17 protein-coding genes, 1 tRNA gene and 1 pseudogene are annotated in these 16,757 nt (G+C 54.3%); 17 read left to right on the forward strand and 2 right to left on the reverse strand.

What is annotated here, in order from left to right:
* Positions 1-14: 14 nt before the first annotated feature.
* The 5 genes from brxL to HMPREF9623_RS00335 all read left to right on the forward strand — a co-directional run bounded on the left by brxL (position 15) and on the right by HMPREF9623_RS00335 (position 6,161).
* A complete protein-coding gene (gene brxL / locus HMPREF9623_RS00315; RefSeq protein ID WP_009531891.1) occupies positions 15-2,135 on the forward strand; it encodes a protease Lon-related BREX system protein BrxL in 2,121 nt (706 codons plus the stop codon).
* A gap of 514 nt (positions 2,136-2,649) precedes the next feature.
* Positions 2,650-3,078, forward strand: a complete 429-nt coding sequence (locus HMPREF9623_RS00320) for an EamA family transporter (protein ID WP_009531892.1) — start codon at positions 2,650-2,652, stop codon at positions 3,076-3,078.
* A 138-nt stretch (positions 3,079-3,216) separates the two neighbouring features.
* On the forward strand, positions 3,217-3,777 hold the full coding sequence (locus HMPREF9623_RS00325; RefSeq protein WP_009531893.1) for a PadR family transcriptional regulator: 561 nt from the start codon (positions 3,217-3,219) through the stop codon (positions 3,775-3,777).
* On the forward strand, positions 3,758-5,395 hold the full coding sequence (locus HMPREF9623_RS00330) for an NAD(P)H-dependent oxidoreductase (RefSeq protein WP_009531894.1): 1,638 nt from the start codon (positions 3,758-3,760) through the stop codon (positions 5,393-5,395). Before HMPREF9623_RS00325 ends, HMPREF9623_RS00330 begins: the two co-directional genes overlap by 20 nt.
* Positions 5,396-5,402: 7 nt before the next feature.
* Positions 5,403-6,161 (forward strand): EFR1 family ferrodoxin, encoded by a 759-nt coding sequence (locus HMPREF9623_RS00335; RefSeq protein WP_009531895.1) that lies wholly within the window; start codon positions 5,403-5,405, stop codon positions 6,159-6,161.
* 92 nt (positions 6,162-6,253) lie between these two features.
* On the opposite strand, the gene HMPREF9623_RS00340 is transcribed toward HMPREF9623_RS00335, so the two are convergent.
* Together HMPREF9623_RS00340 and HMPREF9623_RS00345 are read right to left on the reverse strand one after the other, a co-directional pair.
* Positions 6,254-6,601: a type II toxin-antitoxin system HicB family antitoxin gene (locus tag HMPREF9623_RS00340; protein ID WP_009531896.1), complete on the reverse strand. Its 348-nt coding sequence runs from the start codon at positions 6,599-6,601 to the stop codon at positions 6,254-6,256.
* Between the two features lie 52 nt (positions 6,602-6,653).
* A complete protein-coding gene (locus HMPREF9623_RS00345) occupies positions 6,654-6,851 on the reverse strand; it encodes a hypothetical protein (protein WP_009531897.1) in 198 nt (65 codons plus the stop codon).
* A 129-nt stretch (positions 6,852-6,980) separates the two neighbouring features.
* Here HMPREF9623_RS00345 and HMPREF9623_RS00350 point away from each other — a divergent pair.
* The 12 genes and pseudogenes from HMPREF9623_RS00350 (at position 6,981) to HMPREF9623_RS00405 (ending at position 16,669) form a co-directional block, all read left to right on the forward strand.
* Positions 6,981-7,063: transfer RNA gene (locus HMPREF9623_RS00350), tRNA-Leu, on the forward strand.
* Between the two features lie 166 nt (positions 7,064-7,229).
* Positions 7,230-8,075: a hypothetical protein gene (locus HMPREF9623_RS00355; RefSeq protein ID WP_009531898.1), complete on the forward strand. Its 846-nt coding sequence runs from the start codon at positions 7,230-7,232 to the stop codon at positions 8,073-8,075.
* A gap of 118 nt (positions 8,076-8,193) precedes the next feature.
* Positions 8,194-8,538, forward strand: coding sequence for an anti-sigma factor family protein (locus tag HMPREF9623_RS10710; protein WP_009531899.1), 345 nt, complete (start codon positions 8,194-8,196; stop codon positions 8,536-8,538).
* Complete coding sequence (gene polA, locus HMPREF9623_RS00365; RefSeq protein WP_050806311.1) at positions 8,528-11,203, forward strand: DNA polymerase I; 2,676 nt, start codon at positions 8,528-8,530, stop codon at positions 11,201-11,203. Before HMPREF9623_RS10710 ends, polA begins: the two co-directional genes overlap by 11 nt.
* Positions 11,203-11,787 carry a dephospho-CoA kinase gene (gene coaE / locus HMPREF9623_RS00370; RefSeq protein WP_009531901.1) on the forward strand — a complete coding sequence of 195 codons (585 nt, stop codon included), beginning with the start codon at positions 11,203-11,205 and terminating at the stop codon, positions 11,785-11,787. The genes polA and coaE overlap by 1 nt, the downstream gene beginning before the upstream one ends.
* Positions 11,784-12,581: an MBL fold metallo-hydrolase gene (locus HMPREF9623_RS00375; protein ID WP_009531902.1), complete on the forward strand. Its 798-nt coding sequence runs from the start codon at positions 11,784-11,786 to the stop codon at positions 12,579-12,581. Before coaE ends, HMPREF9623_RS00375 begins: the two co-directional genes overlap by 4 nt.
* Positions 12,582-12,616: 35 nt before the next feature.
* Positions 12,617-12,889, forward strand: coding sequence for an ACT domain-containing protein (locus tag HMPREF9623_RS00380; RefSeq protein ID WP_009531903.1), 273 nt, complete (start codon positions 12,617-12,619; stop codon positions 12,887-12,889).
* Between the two features lie 12 nt (positions 12,890-12,901).
* Positions 12,902-14,266: a PFL family protein gene (locus tag HMPREF9623_RS00385; protein ID WP_009531904.1), complete on the forward strand. Its 1,365-nt coding sequence runs from the start codon at positions 12,902-12,904 to the stop codon at positions 14,264-14,266.
* The gene (locus HMPREF9623_RS00390; protein WP_009531905.1) at positions 14,266-14,985 is read left to right on the forward strand and encodes a spermine/spermidine synthase domain-containing protein; all 720 of its coding nucleotides are present in this window, start codon (positions 14,266-14,268) and stop codon (positions 14,983-14,985) included. Before HMPREF9623_RS00385 ends, HMPREF9623_RS00390 begins: the two co-directional genes overlap by 1 nt.
* Positions 14,982-15,644, forward strand: coding sequence for a thiaminase II (gene tenA / locus HMPREF9623_RS00395; RefSeq protein ID WP_009531906.1), 663 nt, complete (start codon positions 14,982-14,984; stop codon positions 15,642-15,644). The genes HMPREF9623_RS00390 and tenA overlap by 4 nt, the downstream gene beginning before the upstream one ends.
* Before the next feature lie 222 nt (positions 15,645-15,866).
* Positions 15,867-16,007, forward strand: a pseudogene (locus HMPREF9623_RS11065) (helix-turn-helix domain-containing protein); the annotation flags it as partial.
* A gap of 92 nt (positions 16,008-16,099) precedes the next feature.
* Positions 16,100-16,669, forward strand: a complete 570-nt coding sequence (locus tag HMPREF9623_RS00405; protein WP_009531908.1) for a TetR/AcrR family transcriptional regulator — start codon at positions 16,100-16,102, stop codon at positions 16,667-16,669.
* Positions 16,670-16,757 lie beyond the last annotated feature (88 nt).

Consider the following 16,757-nt stretch of genomic DNA (forward strand, 5'->3'; position numbering starts at 1 on the left):
GGCAGGCATTCCGTATGGAAAGGTTGGATATGGCGGCAGACGATATGCGTGAAGAACTGCGCCGGAAGCTGCGCAGCAACTTTGACGGTCGCATCGTCCGGAAAGACCTGACAAAGAAAATCAAAGAAGGAGCAAATGTTCCTGTCTATGTGCTGGAGTTCCTGTTGGGGCAGTATTGCAGTTCGGACGATGAGACAATCATTGAGCAGGGGGTTCAGAATGTGAAACGCATTCTGGCAGACAATTTTGTCCGCCCGGATGAGGCGCAGAAAATTCTTTCTCAGCTGCGCAAGAACGGGAGCCATACCATTATTGATATGGTGACAGTCCGTCTGGACATCAAAAGGGATTGTTTTTTTGCGGAGTTCTCTAACCTTGGCCTTACCAATGTGCCGATTACGGATGAGTATCCGGAAAAATACGATAGGCTTCTCTGCGGCGGAATCTGGTGCATCGTGCAGCTGGAATATGAAGCCGAGGGAGACAGCAGCTTCGGAATCACAGATATGGACGGACAGCCGATTTCCTCCAAACAGAAAAAACAGAAGGAAATCTCCCCCATCAGCATTCATAAGTTGACGCCGATTCAGATGCCGCATATCGACATCGAAGAAGTCCGCGAGGGACGAGGGGCGTTCACACAGGAAGAGTGGATGGATGTGATGCTGCGTTCCTGCGGATATGAGCCGGAACAGCTTGGCAAGCGGGAAAAGTGGTTGCTGCTTGCCCGTATGCTGCCGCTGGTGGAGAACAACTTCAATCTCTGTGAGCTGGGGCCGCGCAGCACCGGTAAGTCCCATATCTACAAAGAAATCAGTCCAAACAGCATTCTTGTATCCGGCGGTCAGACGACCGTTGCTAATCTGTTTTACAATATGGGGCGCAAGAGTGTTGGCTTGGTCGGCCTCTGGGACTGTGTTGCTTTTGATGAGGTTGCCGGGATCAAGTTCAAGGACAAAGACGGCATTCAGATCATGAAAGACTATATGGCGTCCGGCTCCTTTGCCCGCGGGAAAGAGGAAAAGGCGGCATCGGCATCCATGGTTTTTGTGGGAAACATCAACCAGAGCGTGGATGTGTTGCTAAAGACTTCCTCCCTGTTTGACCCGTTCCCGCCGGAGATGGGAACGGACACGGCCTTTCTTGACCGCCTGCATTGCTATATTCCGGGGTGGGAGATTCCGAAGTTCCGCCCGGAGCATTTTACCGATGATTACGGATTTATCACGGATTATCTGGCGGAGTTTATCCGGGAATTGCGGAAAGAGCAGTGGGGAGATGCGTTGGATCGGTATTTCCGCCTCGGAAAGAATCTGAATCAGCGTGATACGATTGCTGTCCGCAAGATTGTGGGCGGGTATGTAAAATTGCTGTACCCGAACGGCGTGTTCACAAAAGAGCAGGTTGAAGAAATCCTTGTATTTGCGCTGGAAATGCGTCGGCGCGTCAAGGAGCAGCTGAAAAAGCTGGGCGGAATGGAGTTCTACGATGTGAACTTCAGCTATATTGATCTGGATACCTTTGAAGAGAAATTTGTTTCCGTGCCGGAGCAAGGCGGCGGCAAACTCATTCCCGACGGCAGCTGCAATTCCGGGCAGGTATATACCGTAAGTCAGGGCAAGTCCGGTATGATCGGTGTATTCCGCCTGGAGAGCCAGATGCTTCCGGGGAACGGAAAATTTGAGCGCACCGGTCTTGGCAGCGACCGTGACTGCAAGGAATCCACCAATACAGCGTTTAACTTCCTGAAAGCCAACGGACATCGGATCAGTAGCGGTATCAGCACCACGATGCGGGATTACATCATCAATTATCAGGATTTACAGGGCATTGGAATGACCGGTAAGCTGGCCTTACCCACATTGATTGCACTGTGCAGCATTGCACTTGGACGGCCCACGGTCAGTACACTTGCCGTGCTGGGAGAAATCAGCATCAGCGGAACGATTTTGAAAGTGGACGAGCTTGCGAACAGTTTACAGGTGTGTCTCGATAGCGGAGCAAAGAAAGTGCTGCTTCCGATCACCAGTGCGGCGGACCTTGGCACCGTGCCCCCGGAGTTGGTGGGGAGCTTCAATCTGATTTTCTACAGCAGTGCGGAGGATGCGGTTTTTAAGGCGCTGGGGGTGGAGTAAATACGGGCGATTTCTGAGACAGAAGGTTCATGCCTTGAGCGCTCCGGCACGAAGTCTGTTGCGACTGTCCGGACGGCGGTCGAACGGCTCATATAGACGGGCATTACCGTTCGCAGTATTGTAAGCGTGTTTTTGCGAGGCAATACGGATAAGTTTTGTGCGGATTCTCATTAAAATTTTTGCGGTTCGCTGCGCATAGCGCTTGATTTGTCCATAGGTTGAAACTATAATGAGGATAGGGAATCGGAGCTTTCTGCGCAGGAGATGGCTCCAGGATACGCAACACAGATAGCTGTCATAAAAGTACAAACGAAAGCGGTTTGGACTTAACTTTGATAAGGAACGGTTACATGAGTGACACGTTTTCGTCTCACGCCATAGGAAAGAACGGTCACGCATTGCGGAACCGTTCTTTTTTAGTCCTAAAAACAGCTGTCAAACTTGCTTGCGCATAGTGTTTACCTGTGTATCTGACAGGAAGTCTTAGAAAGAGATAATCTTCGGAGGAAGTAAGATGTGGGAGATGCTTTGGCCTTTGCTCTTGATTGTGGGATCGAATTGTTTTTACAACATTTGTACGAAATCGATGCCGGAGGGCGCGAATACCTTCGGCGCGCTGACCATCACCTATCTGGCTGCGGGGGTGCTCTCGGCAGTGCTGTTTGCGGCGAGCGTCAAACCCTCGGCGTATGTCAATGAACTTGGCAAGGCGAACTGGACTTCGTATGTCCTCGGTCTGTCGATTGTGGGAATCGAGGTCGGGTATGTGTTTCTGTACCGCTCCGGCTGGAAAGTGAGTAACGGTGCGCTGACATCGAGTATGTGTCTTGCCCTCGCACTGCTGGTGATCGGCTTTCTGGTCTACCGGGAGCACATCAGCATCAAACAGCTCGCCGGCATTCTGGTCTGCGGACTGGGGTTACTTTTGATTAACAAAGGTTGAGAATAAAGCTTCTTGCGCCGATTTCCCGGGATGCGCCGGAGGTCGGCGCAATTTTTGTTTCTTGACATATTCTACAAGTGGAACTATATTGAGGGTGGATTCATTCCACAAGTGGAATGAAATAAGGAGAGAAAATCGATGTTAAAGCACGGCATTCTGGGATTACTGAGCTACGGAGACATGACGGGGTATCAGATTATGACCGTATTCCGGGATTCTCTGAGCCACTTCTGGGTTGCGCAGACGAGTCAGATTTACCGGGAACTGCAAGGCCTCGAAAAGAACGGGTGGATTGCGGCGGTGCATGTGGAGCAGGCGGGAAAACCGGATAAGAATGTTTTATCGATTACCGCAGCGGGACGAGAAGAGCTGCTCCGCTGGCTTCGGGAGGATACGAACAGGAGTCTGGTCCGCAATGCCATGCTCATGAAGACCTTTTTTCGCGGCGAATGCGATTTGGATGAGAACATCGCTTATTTTAAGTCCCTGCCGGAACGGGAATGTCTCTTTACGAAAGAGAGCGGCGAAGCGGAGGCGGTCAGCGACCAATATCGGGATATGCTAAACCTGCCCGAAAAAGCGCTGTTCTGGAAGTTTACGATTCGCTTCGGCGTCATGTATGAGGAGATGGTGCGCGCCTGGTGTGAGGAGTGCATACGCGAATTGGAGGGATTAAAGCATGAAGATTCTGCTGATTAACGGAAGTCCCAAGGGAGCTAAGAGTAACTCGCTCCGTCTCGCGCACAGCTTTCTCGATGGCATACGCGAACAGGAGAGCGAACGGGAGAGGGCGGTCGAGCTCGAAGAGCTGCATCTGAGCACTCTTCGGATTGCGCCCTGCAAGGGCTGCTTTGCCTGCTGGAAGCAGACGCCCGGAACTTGCTGCATGAAAGATGATATGCAGACCGTGATTGAGGGGCTGCTCTCCGCAAATCTGGTCATCTGGAGTTTTCCGCTTTATTACTACAGTGTGCCGGGGCCACTCAAAACTCTGATTGACCGCCAGCTGCCCATGAGCCTGCCGTTTATGTGCGAGAGCAGAGACGGGAACGGGAGCGGCGGGCATCCCTCCCGCTATGATAGAAGTATGGTTAAACATGTGCTCATTTCGACCTGCGGCTTTTATTCGGCCGAGGGCAATTACGACAGTGTGACGCGGATGTTTGACCATGTGCTGGGACAGGGGAAGTACACGAGCATCTTCTGCGGGCAGGGCGAACTGTTCCGCGTAAAAGAGCTCTCCGCGAGAACCGATGCCTATCTCGCTGCAGTGAGGCAGGCCGGGAAAGAATACGCGAGCGGGAGCATCCGAGAGGAGACCGAGATGAAGCTCAAAGCTCTGCTGTATCCGCGAGAGGTCTTTGAAAAAATGGCGGATGCGAGCTGGGGGATTTCGAAAGACAGCGGTGAAAAGGAAGAGGAGAGTCTCATCTTTACCAGACAGATGGCGGCGCTCTACAACAGAGACCGCTTTGACGGGCGGGAGCGTGTGCTCGAAATCTGTTATACGGATCTCGGAAAAACCTATCGGATTAAGCTCGGAAAGGACGGCGCTGAGGTACTGACGGACGAAAGCCTCCGTGCCACCACTCGCATCGACACCCCCTTTTCGGTCTGGCTTGCTCTCTCGAGAGGAGAAATGCGGGGCGATGAGGCGCTTGCGAAACACCTGTATACCGTGAGCGGCGATTTTTCACTCATGATGAACTGGGACCGCTACTTCGGCACGGAGGAGCAGGCTGAGGATCGCAAGCCCGTCCTAAAGCTTATGACAGAGAAAAAGCCCCCGCGCATGCAGAACATGCTGTTTGCCTGGATTGCGCTCTGGGTCGCTGTATCGGTAGAGCCGAGGATAGGAGCACTCATCACTCTCGCGGTATGTTCGTTGTTACCGCTTGTCACGGAGCGCTATGAATTATGCCGCTACGACAGACTCTCGTTTGGGCTGGTGGCGGGACTCGCCGTCTATGCCGCTGTCACAGGAAACGGCCTACAAGCAGTGTGCGCAGGTTATTTGGCTTTCGGGTGTTTGTGGCTCGGATCCTGTTTTACAAAAGAACCGCTCTGCGCAGCCTATGTAAAGTATCGCTACGGAAAGGATGCGCTTCAAAATCCCATTTTTCGAAAGACCAACTATATTCTTGCAGCAGCCTGGGGAGTGGTCTATATCGTAATTGCGGCAGTCAGCTATTATCTGAGCGGGAAAGTCCCGGCTTTGGTGCTTAGCATCGTGGTGCAGGCGATACCGATTCTCATGGGACTCTTTACGGCCTGGTTCCAAAACTGGTACCCGGCAAGAGTTGCGGCGGGGAAGTGAGTCAACTATGATAGGAATCTATTTCAGCGGAACCGGAAACACGAAGCACTGCGTTGAAACGCTGATTTCTTTGCTCGACGCTTCGGCGCAGTGTTTTCCGATTGAATATGCCGGGGTTGAGAATGTAATCGCCAAGCATGACAGCCTTGTTTTGGGGTATCCGACCCAATTTTCCAATGCACCGTTTGTGGTGCGTGATTTTATTGACAAACACCGCTCACTGTGGAACGGGAAAGCGATTTTTATACTCAATACCATGGGACTGTTCAGCGGTGACGGAACCGGATGTACCGCGAGACTTCTGAAGAAGTACGGCGCGACCGTTCTCGGCGGTCTGCAAATCAAAATGCCGGATTCCGTTTGTGACAGCAGGCTCTTAAAAAAGAATACGGAAGAGAACAGACGGATTGTCCGGGAGGCGGATAAGCGCATAGCGCTTGCAGCGGAACAAATACGGCAGGAAAATTATCCGCGTGAAGGTTTATCGATGATAGCGCACTTCAAGGGGTTGTTTGGGCAGAGACTATGGTTTTATCGAAAGACGGCGGGATACACAGATCAGTTGAAAATAAGCAGTGCATGCATCGGTTGCGGCGTGTGCAGTGAGATCTGTCCCATGGGAAATATCCGAATGCAAAGCAAGCGGGCCGTTTCCGGGAATCGGTGTACCATGTGTTACCGTTGCATCAGTCTATGTCCGAAAAAGGCAATTACCTTGCTCGGAAAGCGGGTGATCGAACAATGCCATTGCGAAAAGTATGAGTGATACGCCGGACATTGTTCCCGCGCATGTCATTACCGGCGGGGATACAAACATAGGGCAATGTATTGTAAACTTGCGCTTTAACAGGATTCCTTTCAAATCACGAGCTTCGAGGCGGGGGAGGCTTCTAAGGTATCTTCGATATACTGATTGATAGACATCTGGTGTGCGGTTGCATAAAGAAAGAGCTTTTTATGAAGCGCAGGGGAGAGGCGAATATTAAAACTGCCTTTAAAAGCAAGCTCAGGTTTCTTTCCTTCTTCCTTGCAATGTTCCAGATAGGTATCAACAGCATCATGAAAATCATTCAAAAGTTCCTTGGCAGATTCGCCCTCATACGAGATAAGAGAACGAATTCCCATGACTTTACCGAAAAAAATACCATCTTCCTCTGAAAACTCGACGCTACCTACATATCCTTTATACTGAATGGTATTATTCATATAAGCCCCTCCTCTGTCAGCAGTGTAATGAGCTGTTTCACCTGATAACTTTTCAGCTCGTTTCCCGGATGTGGTTTGTGAAGCAAGATGCTTCCGTGTTCCTGGTTGGAAAAATAATACGGGAACCGCTTGTTTTGCCTTTATTTGAGCACTCATAGTCAAAGTATTTCAGTAGTGATTCAGCGTCATCAAAAGTAAAGTCCTTTGGATTAGACTTAAGGCGCTGAATCAATTTTTCTTTTTGTCCCATCGGATTTACCTCCGTCATTGAAAGTATAGACGAGAGCTCTGCCCCATGCAACTATTTTTAGTTGCATACTCAAAGGCAGGCAAAAAGCCCTTGAATTGCTTCCTCCGAAATGCTATACTCTGCCGGTAAGCCGACATGTCGGAATGGCAGACGATGCAGACTCAAAATCTGTTGCTCGCAAGGGCGTGTGGGTTCAAGTCCCACTGTCGGCAGGCAGAGAATACCGGTTGTTTTCCCTGAATTGGGAGAGCAGCCGGTTTTTATTTTGCTTGCGCAATAGCGGCGCAGCCGGAAAGGAGACAGGAGGGCTCGGTTGACGGAAAGCGCCTTCCCGCCTATACTTATGGGTAACACGGAAACGAACAGCGGAGGTGGACTATGAGAAACAGAAGAGTGGGGCTCTTTTGTGCGGCAGCGCTGGCGGCGGCTCTCGCCGTGGTCGGCTGCGGCAAGAAGAGCGGTTCCAAAGTTGTGGAGACTTCGGCGGAAAATCGCGCGGCCGAGTCAGCGGCGAGTGTCGCGGCGACCTCCGGCAGCGCAGAGAGCAGTAGTGCGGCGGCGGGCAGCAGTGCGGTGGCAACCGAAAAGCGCGCGCTGATTTCCGCAAAGGTCGAAACCTATCAGAAGGACAATGTTTCGATCGGCTATCCTGTGGTCAACGGCCTCACGGACAGCGCGCAGCAGGAGAAGCTGAATGCGCACTTAAAGGAGAACGCGCTCTCGCCGATTGAGGCGCTGCTCACCGATGCTGCAAAGGATAAGCTCACGGTGACGGCAGAAGTTGTTTCGGCGGATGCGGACCGCGTTGTGGTCGTGTACCGCGGCGAAATGCAGCGGAGCGGCGATGCGGCGCCGGTCAAGCTCTTCTATACCAATACGGTAGCGGTGAAGACCTTGAAGGATCTTGGCCTTCGCGACGCAGTGGATGCCGACAGCATGGTGAATTACGCGCTCGGCGATGCGTTTGAGCTCGACAACGCGGGTGAGAGCAAGGTCAATGCCTACAAGGCCTGGGTGCAGTCGACGGGCAAGGAGGCGCTGCAGAAGTCGCTCGAAGAGAAGCTGGCGGCGTCGGATTTCCCGCTGAAAAAGGGAGAAAACGGCAAGCTTCAGTGGCCGGAGAGCTTCAGCTATGTGAAGGACGGCGAGATTTACTTCTCAATTTCGGTGCCGCAGGACATGGGCAATGTGGTCGTAATGAAGTATGACATGGTGACCAAGTAAAGAGGGAAGTTCAGGAGAGAGCGGAGAGAGAATGGGGCGGAAACTCCGTTCTCTTTCTGTTTTACTGCCCTTTTTGCGGGGGAGTGTGTTAAAATTGCTGCTAAAGAGAGGAGGCGGAATGGACTGCAGAGAAGCGGAACGGCAGATGTCACGTTTTATACAGCGGGAGCTCACAGAGGAAGAGACCGCTGACTTTTTAGAGCACATCCGTTGTTGCAGTGTCTGTCGCCGGGAGCTCGAGACGAATTTTTTCCTGCTGGAGGGGCTGCGCGTTCTCGACACGGACAGTGACGACTTCGACGGGATGAGAGCCATGAATCGGGAGTTGCGCTATGAATTTCTGCGACTTCGCCGCGCGCGCCTTCGAAAAATCCTGCGCTATGTGATGGATGCGCTGACCAGTGCCGGCGTCACAGTCGCAGGACTTTTATTGCTCCGCATTTTATACTGGCATGCGGGCTGAAAGAGGAGAAAACGGATTGGAAGCACAAAAGAAAGTTGTATTGATTGACGGCCACAGCATTTTGAATCGCGCGTTTTACGGCGTACCGGAGCTCACAAATTCGGCGGGCCTGCATACGAATGCGGTCTATGGCTTTTTAAATATCCTGTTAAAACTTCTGGAGGAAGAGCGGGCGGACTATCTCGCGGTCGCGTTTGACCTGCCTGCGCCGACCTTCCGCCACGAGCGCTATGCAGCGTACAAGGGAACCCGGAAGCCGATGCCGGAAGAACTGCGGGAACAGGTGCCGCTCTTAAAAGAGCTCCTTGGCGCCATGCACATTCAGACAGTTTCTCTTGAGGGGTTTGAGGCGGACGATGTGATCGGAACCCTCGCAAAACGCTGTCAGAAAGAGGGGTATGAGGTCACGGTCGTGTCTGGTGACCGGGATCTTCTGCAGCTTGCGGATCGCCACATTCTGATTCGACTGCCGAAGACCAGCCGCGGCAAGACCGAGATTCTGGATTTCACGCCGGAGGCGGTCAGGGAGACCTACGGGGTTACGCCGGAGGAATTCATTGATGTCAAGGCGCTGATGGGCGATACCTCCGACAACATCCCGGGCGTCCCCTCGATCGGCGAGAAGACGGCGACCGCGCTGATTCAGAGCTTTCATTCGATTGAAAATCTGAAAGAGCATCTGGACGAAGTGAAGCCGCCGCGCGCCAAAAAGGCGCTCGAAGAGCATTTCGAGGACGCTGTCTTTTCCAAGTGGCTCGCGACCATCTGCCTCGACGCCCCGCTTGCACTGGACCTCTCGTCGCTGAAACTCGGCGAAATCTATACGGCGGCTGCCTACGAGCAGATTCAGCGCCTTGAATTCCGCTCGCTCTTAAAGCATTTCGGGAGCGAAGTGCAGCGGGAGAATATGCGCGCACAGCAAAAGCCAAAGCTCCGTCTCCTGCAAAGCGCGGCAGAACTTCGGGAAGTGTTGCGGCAGGCGGCAGAGGCGCCGGAAATAGGAATTGCGCGGGACGATCTCCTGATTTCTCTTTGCTTCCGCGCGGAGGAAGCTGTGCTTTTCTATCGGCGCGAACCGGAGGAAGCCGAGCGCGAAAAAATGAAGGCGCTCGCCGGAACCGGCGAAGGTACAGTGCTCACCGGGACCGCGGAACAAGACTTTCTGAAAGCCTTGTTTCAACAGGCAAAGCGGGTCTCGGCGCTCTCTCTGAAGGAGCTTATCAAAGCGGTCGGCACGGCGGAGCGCGAGAATGTCGATGACCTCGGCGTGCTCGCCTATCTTGTGAATCCGCTCAAAGAGAGCTATCAGAGCGAGGATCTCGCGCGGGACTACCTGTCCCTTCTCCTGCCGAGTGCCAAAGAGGATGCAGTCGCCGCTGCCGCCTATGCGGGCTATGTCGTCTTTGCGGCGCGGCAGCCGCTTTGCGACAAGGTGAAAGAGCTCGGCATGGAAATGCTGTATGAGACCGTTGAGCGCCCGCTCATTTTCATGCTCGCCGAGATGGAAGAGACCGGTGTCAGGGTGGATGCCGAAAAATTAAAGGCCTTCTCGGAGGAACTCGAAACCGAAATTCACCGGATCGAGACCGAAATTTTTGAGGAGACCGGCGAGAACTTTAACCTGAATTCGCCGAAGCAGCTCGGGGAAATTTTATTCGAGAAGATGAAGCTTCCCTACGGCAAAAAGACCAAGAGCGGCTATTCGACCGCGGCCGACATTCTGGAGAAGCTCGCGCCCGAGTATCCGGTCGTCAAAAAAATACTTCGCTACCGCATGCTGACCAAGCTGAACTCGACCTATGCGATCGGGCTCGCGGGCTTTATTCGGGCGGACGGCAGAATTCACGGCACCTTTCACCAGACCATCACGGCGACGGGGCGTATTTCTTCGGCCAATCCGAATTTACAGAATATTCCGATCCGGACTGAGATGGGCAGTCGCGTGCGCGCGGTCTTTGTGCCCTCGCCCGGCAAGGTCTTTGTGGATGCCGACTACTCGCAGATTGAGCTTCGTATCCTAGCGGCGCTCTCCGGCGACGAGAATCTGATTGCGGCCTACCGCGACGCGGTCGATGTTCACGCGGTCACGGCGTCGCAGGTCTTCCATGTGCCGCTCTCGGAAGTCACACCCTTACAGCGGCGAAACGCGAAGGCCGTGAACTTCGGCGTGGTCTACGGCATCTCGGCCTTCGGTCTCTCGGAGGACTTAAGCATCTCGAGAAACGAGGCGAAGGAGTACATCAACCGCTACTTCGCGACCTATCCGGAGGTAAAGCACTTCCTGGACCGCCAGATCAAAGAGGCGAAGGAATACGGCTTTACGCGGACGCTGTTCGGCAGAATACGCCCGGTGCCGGAGTTAAAAAGCTCGAATTTCATGCAGCGTTCGTTCGGCGAGCGCGTCGCGATGAATGCGCCGATTCAGGGTACCGCAGCCGATATCATGAAGATTGCGATGGTCAAGGTGCGGCGTGCGCTCGCGGCGGAAAAACTCGATGCCAGGATTGTGCTCCAGATTCACGACGAACTTCTGGTGGAAGCGGCGGAGGCCGAGGCGCCCCGCGTCCTGGAACTCCTGAAAGAGACCATGCGGCACGCCGCAGAGCTCCGTGTGCTGCTCGAGGTTGATGCGCACATCGGCGCGTCCTGGCTGGAGGCGCACTGATGGTGCTCGAAGTCTGCGGCGGCGTCGGTTCGGGAAAGAGCCTTGTGCTCACCTATCTGCGGGAGAACTACGGCGCGTGCATCGTCGGCATGGATGAGCTCGCGCATGAACTCTACGAGCCGGGACAGCCGGGCTATCGCCGCGCGCTGGAACTCATGGGAGAGAAGATACTTGCCGAGGACGGGCAGCTGAATCGAAGCGCGATGGCGGATTGTCTCTACCGGGAGCCGTCTCTGCTGTCTTTGCTCGATGAAACCGTACACCCCCTGGTCTATGACCGCGTGGAGGCACTTGCGCAAAGCAAAAAAGAGCGTTTTCTGGTCGTGGAAACCGCGCTGCCGGCGAGAGAGCGCAATCATATTTACAATGAAATCTGGTATGTTTTTACGCCGCGCGACCTGCGGATACAGCGCCTCATGGCTTCCCGCGGTTACACGAGAGAGCGCGCGGCGGAAATCATGGAGAAACAGCTGAGTGATGCCGCCTATGCCGGTATGGCGGACTGGACGCTCGTAAACGATGCGGACGAAGCAAGCCTTTACCGCCGCATTGATGCGCGCCTCGCCGGAAAGGAGCTCCGATGAGACTTATGACCATTGCGAGCGGCAGCAGCGGGAATGCGGGCTATCTCGGCAGCGAGCGCACGCATCTTCTGATCGATGCCGGCATCAGCAGAAGGCGCATTGTTCAGGGGCTTGAGGCCGCGGACCTGAAGCCCGCGGATCTGGCGGGGGTTCTTCTCACACACGAACACGCAGACCATGTGACCGGCTTGAAGGTCTTGCTGAAAAAGGATCCGGTGCCGCTCTATGCGACCGCCGGCACCCTGGCAGCAATCCAAAAGAAGGGGATGCTGGACGATTACCCGGCGGAGCGGATTCATGTGATCCGTGGCGGAGAGGCTTTTTCGCTCGGCGATTTGACCGTGCTTCCGCTCTCGATTGACCACGACGCCGCGGAGCCGGTCGGCTACCGGGTGACATACGGCGGTAAGAGCGCGGCCTTTTTGACGGACCTTGGCCACGCGACACCGGAACTCGAGGCAGCGCTACGGAATCTCGATGCGCTGCTGCTTGAGAGCAACCATGATGTGCGTATGCTCGAGGCAGGCCCCTATCCCTATCCGCTGAAACGCCGCATCCTCGGGGACTGCGGGCACCTCTCGAACGAGAGTGCGGGCAGGCTGCTCTCGCTGCTCTGCCACGGCGGCCTCAAACAGGTGTTGCTCGGGCATCTCAGCAAAGAGAACAATCTGCCGGAACTCGCCTATGAGACTGTGCGCTGTGAACTGCGCCTGACGCACGGCAAGGGAGAAGCGGAAGAGCTTCCGCTTGCGGTTGCGGCGCGGGACTGCTGCTCGAAACTGTATGAATTCTGATTTGGGTCTTTGACAGGCGACGGAAAGGAAAAACGATGAACAAGGTAATTATCACGGTACTCGGCAAGGATTCGGTCGGCATCATTGCAAAGGTGTGCACCCATCTCGCAGCGGAGCGCATCAATGTGCTGGATATCAACCAGACCATAGTGCAGGACTATTTCCACATGATGATGATTGTCGATATCTCGGCGGCTGAGGAGAGTCTCGAGGAACTCACGGATGCGATGCAGAAACTCGGCGAGGAAGTGGGGCTTCGGATTCATGTGCAGCGGGAAGAAATTTTCGAAGCCATGCACCGCATTTAAGGGGGAAGCGCCATGTTAAATATGCCGGAAGTGCTGGAAACCAATACAATGATAGACCGGGACCTGCTCGATGTCCGCACGATTACGATGGGGCTTTCCCTCCTCGGCTGCATTGACAGCGACAAAACCAAACTGAACCGGAATATCTACGAGCTGATTTGTCGGCGCGCGGGCAAGCTCGTCGAGACCGGCGAGGCGATTTCGCGAGAATACGGCATTCCGATTGTGAATAAGCGTGTCTCCGTGACGCCGATTGCGCTGATCGGCGGCGCGGCCTGCCGGACGACCGAGGACTTTGTACAGATTGCGGAGACTTTGGACCGCGCGGCAAAGGAAATCGGCGTCAACTTTATCGGCGGCTACTCGGCCCTGGTCGCAAAGGGGATGACGGATGCCGAGCGCCTGCTGATTGACTCGATTCCGGAGGCGCTCGCGCGGACGGAGCGCGTCTGCAGTTCGGTGAATGTCGGCTCCACGCGGACAGGACTCAACATGGACGCCGTGCGCCGCATGGGACAGGTGGTCAAGGAGACCGCGGAGAGAACCGCGGATAACGGTTCTCTCGGCTGCGCAAAGCTCGTGATTTTCTGCAATGCGCCGGATGACAACCCGTTCATGGCGGGTGCCTTCCACGGTGTGACCGAGGGTGATGCCGTGATTCATGTCGGTGTCTCGGGACCGGGCGTGGTGCGCGCGGCGGTACAGCAGACCAAGGGGCAGAGCTTTGAGGTGCTCTGCGAGACCATCAAGAAGACCGCATTCAAGATTACGCGCGTTGGGCAGCTGGTCGCGAAGGAGGCGAGCCGCCGTCTGGATACGCCGTTCGGAATCATTGACCTTTCGCTCGCGCCGACTCCGGCGGCAGGCGACTCGGTCGCGGATATTCTCGAGGGCATGGGGCTCGAGTCGGTCGGTGCGCCCGGCACGACAGCAGCGCTTGCGCTCTTAAACGATCAGGTGAAAAAAGGCGGCGTCATGGCTTCGTCCTATGTGGGCGGCCTCTCGGGCGCATTTATCCCGGTCAGCGAGGACCAGGGCATGATACGGGCTGCGGAGCGCGGCGCACTGACGCTTGAAAAGCTCGAGGCCATGACTTGTGTCTGCTCCGTGGGTCTCGACATGATTGCGGTGCCGGGGGACACCTCAGCCGAGACGATTTCTGGCATCATCGCGGATGAGGCGGCAATCGGCATGATTAACCAGAAGACAACGGCGGTGCGTCTGATTCCCGCAGCGGGCAAGAAGGTCGGCGACGAGGTGGAATTCGGCGGTCTCCTCGGCCACGCGCCCGTGATTGCGGTGAATCCCTACAGCTGCGCGGACTTTGTGAAGCGCGAGGGCCGTATTCCGGCGTCCATCCACTCCTTCAAAAACTGATGGAAAGGAGGAGGAGAGCGCGCAGGACAGTTCTGTATGCCGCCGCTGTCCTGCTCTGTCTGATGCTTGCGGCCTGCGGCTTTGTGAGGAGTCGCCGGGCGGCGCACTATCGTCCGATTGCGGCGGCGGCCGCCTCGTACGAGCATGTGCTCGTGCTCGGAAGCGCCGCAGCCGCGGAGGAGTTACTCAGAAACCGCGCCGTAAAGGATGTGGATTTCGTCACCCCGGAGAAGCAGTTCGTATGGACTGTGAGCGCGCGCCTGCACCGCTATACCGAAGATCCGTTCCGCTTTCTCGAAAAGCGCGAAAAGCACTATGATTTTATTCTGGTCGCCCTTGCCGCGCCGAAGACAGAGGCGGAAAACCGCGCCTATACGAATCTGTTTTACCGTATGTGCGCGAATCACCTGAACGAGGGCGGCGCACTCGCGGTCGAGACCGTGTCGCCGAGCGCGTTTCCGGCGGCCTATCGATGTCTTGCGCTGACGATGGAGAGCGAGGGGCTCAGCGTGCAAAAACTTTCCCTCTCGGAGGGGGAAAACGATGAGAGCGGCGTTCTGTTTGCCGCCCTGGAAGCGGGCATCCCCGTGCTCCCGGCGGATACGCCGCTGCATCGCGTAAAAGAGCCGACAGGCACCGAGATACCGCCGGTCGGCGTGAACCGTCTAAACCGCCCGCTGTTACCGGGCTATCTGGAAGAAGAGGAGAAGACAAAGTGAATACCGCAGAGGATTTGCTCGCTGTGTCCGCCGGAATCTGGGATGCTTATTTTCGGCACCCGTTCGTGCGCGGCATTCAGGACGGGACGCTCGACAAAGCGCGCTTTCGTTTTTACCTGATGCAGGACGCTCTCTATCTCGAAGAATACGCGAAAGTGTTTGCGCTCGGCGCGGCAAAGGCGGAGAGTCTTTCGACAGCGCTGCTCTTTTCGGAGTACCTATCGGCAATTAACCGGGAGAGAGCGGTGCACGGCGGGTATTTCGAGCTACTCTCGGTGAGCGAGGGGGAGCTCAAAACCACGGCGCGCTCGCTTGACAACTTGTCTTATACCTCGTATATGCTCCGCGTCGGCTATGAGGGCGGGGAGGCGGAAATTCTGGCGGCGATTTTGTCCTGCGCCTACAGCTACGAGGTGATTGCAAAGCGCATGCTCGCGGAGAATCCGAAGGCGGGCAGCGATCCGTTTTACGGCGCATGGGTGCGGGAATACGCCTCGGAGAGCTATGCGGCGGAGAACGCGAAGCTCATTGCCGCATTGAATGCGGTGACGGAAGCTGCCACGCCCGCAAAACGGCAGCGCCTCCGGGATATTTTTCTGAACTGCTCCCGCTATGAGCTCAAGTTTTGGGAGATGGCGTGGCAACAAAAAAAAGACTAGCGATTATGCGCGCATACTCTATGGCAGTGGGCAAACAGGTGAGGCAAAAATCGAATAATCGAGCGAAAAAGGGATGTTTCCGCAAGGAGCATCCCTTTTCGTTTTTGCCAGCGGCATAGATTTTCAGTCAGAAGTCTATGCCGCTTTTTTCGCGCCTACCGTTACTTCCTCAAAACCACCGTTCTATTGCGTAACAACCAAACGAGTAAAGGAGGTGAGACGATGGCAGTTTCCTGGGGAGAGCGAAATAAGGGCTATACCGTAATGAGCAACTACCATTTACGAAACAGGGAGCTTTCTCTAAAGGCAAAGGGGCTGTTTTCACAAATGATATCCTTGCCAGAGGATTGGGACGATACCCTTTTGTTAAGGTTCGAGAACCCTCTTGACTTTAGCCCGATTATACTATATTATAAAAAGCGAATTAGAATTCGGTTTTGAAAGAGAGTGGTTTTATGCCGCAAGTATTAAAAGACGAAGTTTTTGAGCGTATCTTCCAAGCTGGTGTAGATGTGTTCTATGAAAAAGACTATCGCAGCGCAAAAATGAAAGAAATAGCTGACAAGGCAGGAATCCCGGTCAGCTTGATTTACAATTACCATAAAAACAAAGAAGAACTGTTTGATAAGATTGCTTCCTCTTTACGGATAAACTTTGACAAAATTGCTGCAGAAGAAGAGCAAGCTGCGGGACTCCCATCGGAAAAGTACAGGGATGTTGCTGAAGATTATATCCTTGATTTATTGGAGAATCACAAAATCTTTGTAATTCTCATGGATAAAAGTCAGGGGACAAAGTATGAATACGCGAAAGATCAGCTGATTCACTCTATTGAACGGCATATACATCGACAACTCGACAAAAAAACGCATGTCTCCTATAATGACATGCTCTGTCATATCCTTGCCAGCAATTTTGCGGAAGGCATTTTGGAGGTCGCAAGGCACTATAAAGATCGTGAGTTTGCCCATACTATGCTTTCTCTGGTAACCAAATGCTACTATGAAGGAGTAAATTCTCTATAAAAAAAATGGGTCTTATGCTTACTTGCTTTAGATAAGCATAGACCCTGTTTTTTCACCGGCGCGTTAGAGTGAATAACTATTTTTTTTG

Origin of the sequence: Stomatobaculum longum, assembly GCA_000242235.1 — a bacterium.
Classification (GTDB): domain Bacteria; phylum Bacillota; class Clostridia; order Lachnospirales; family Lachnospiraceae; genus Moryella; species Moryella longum.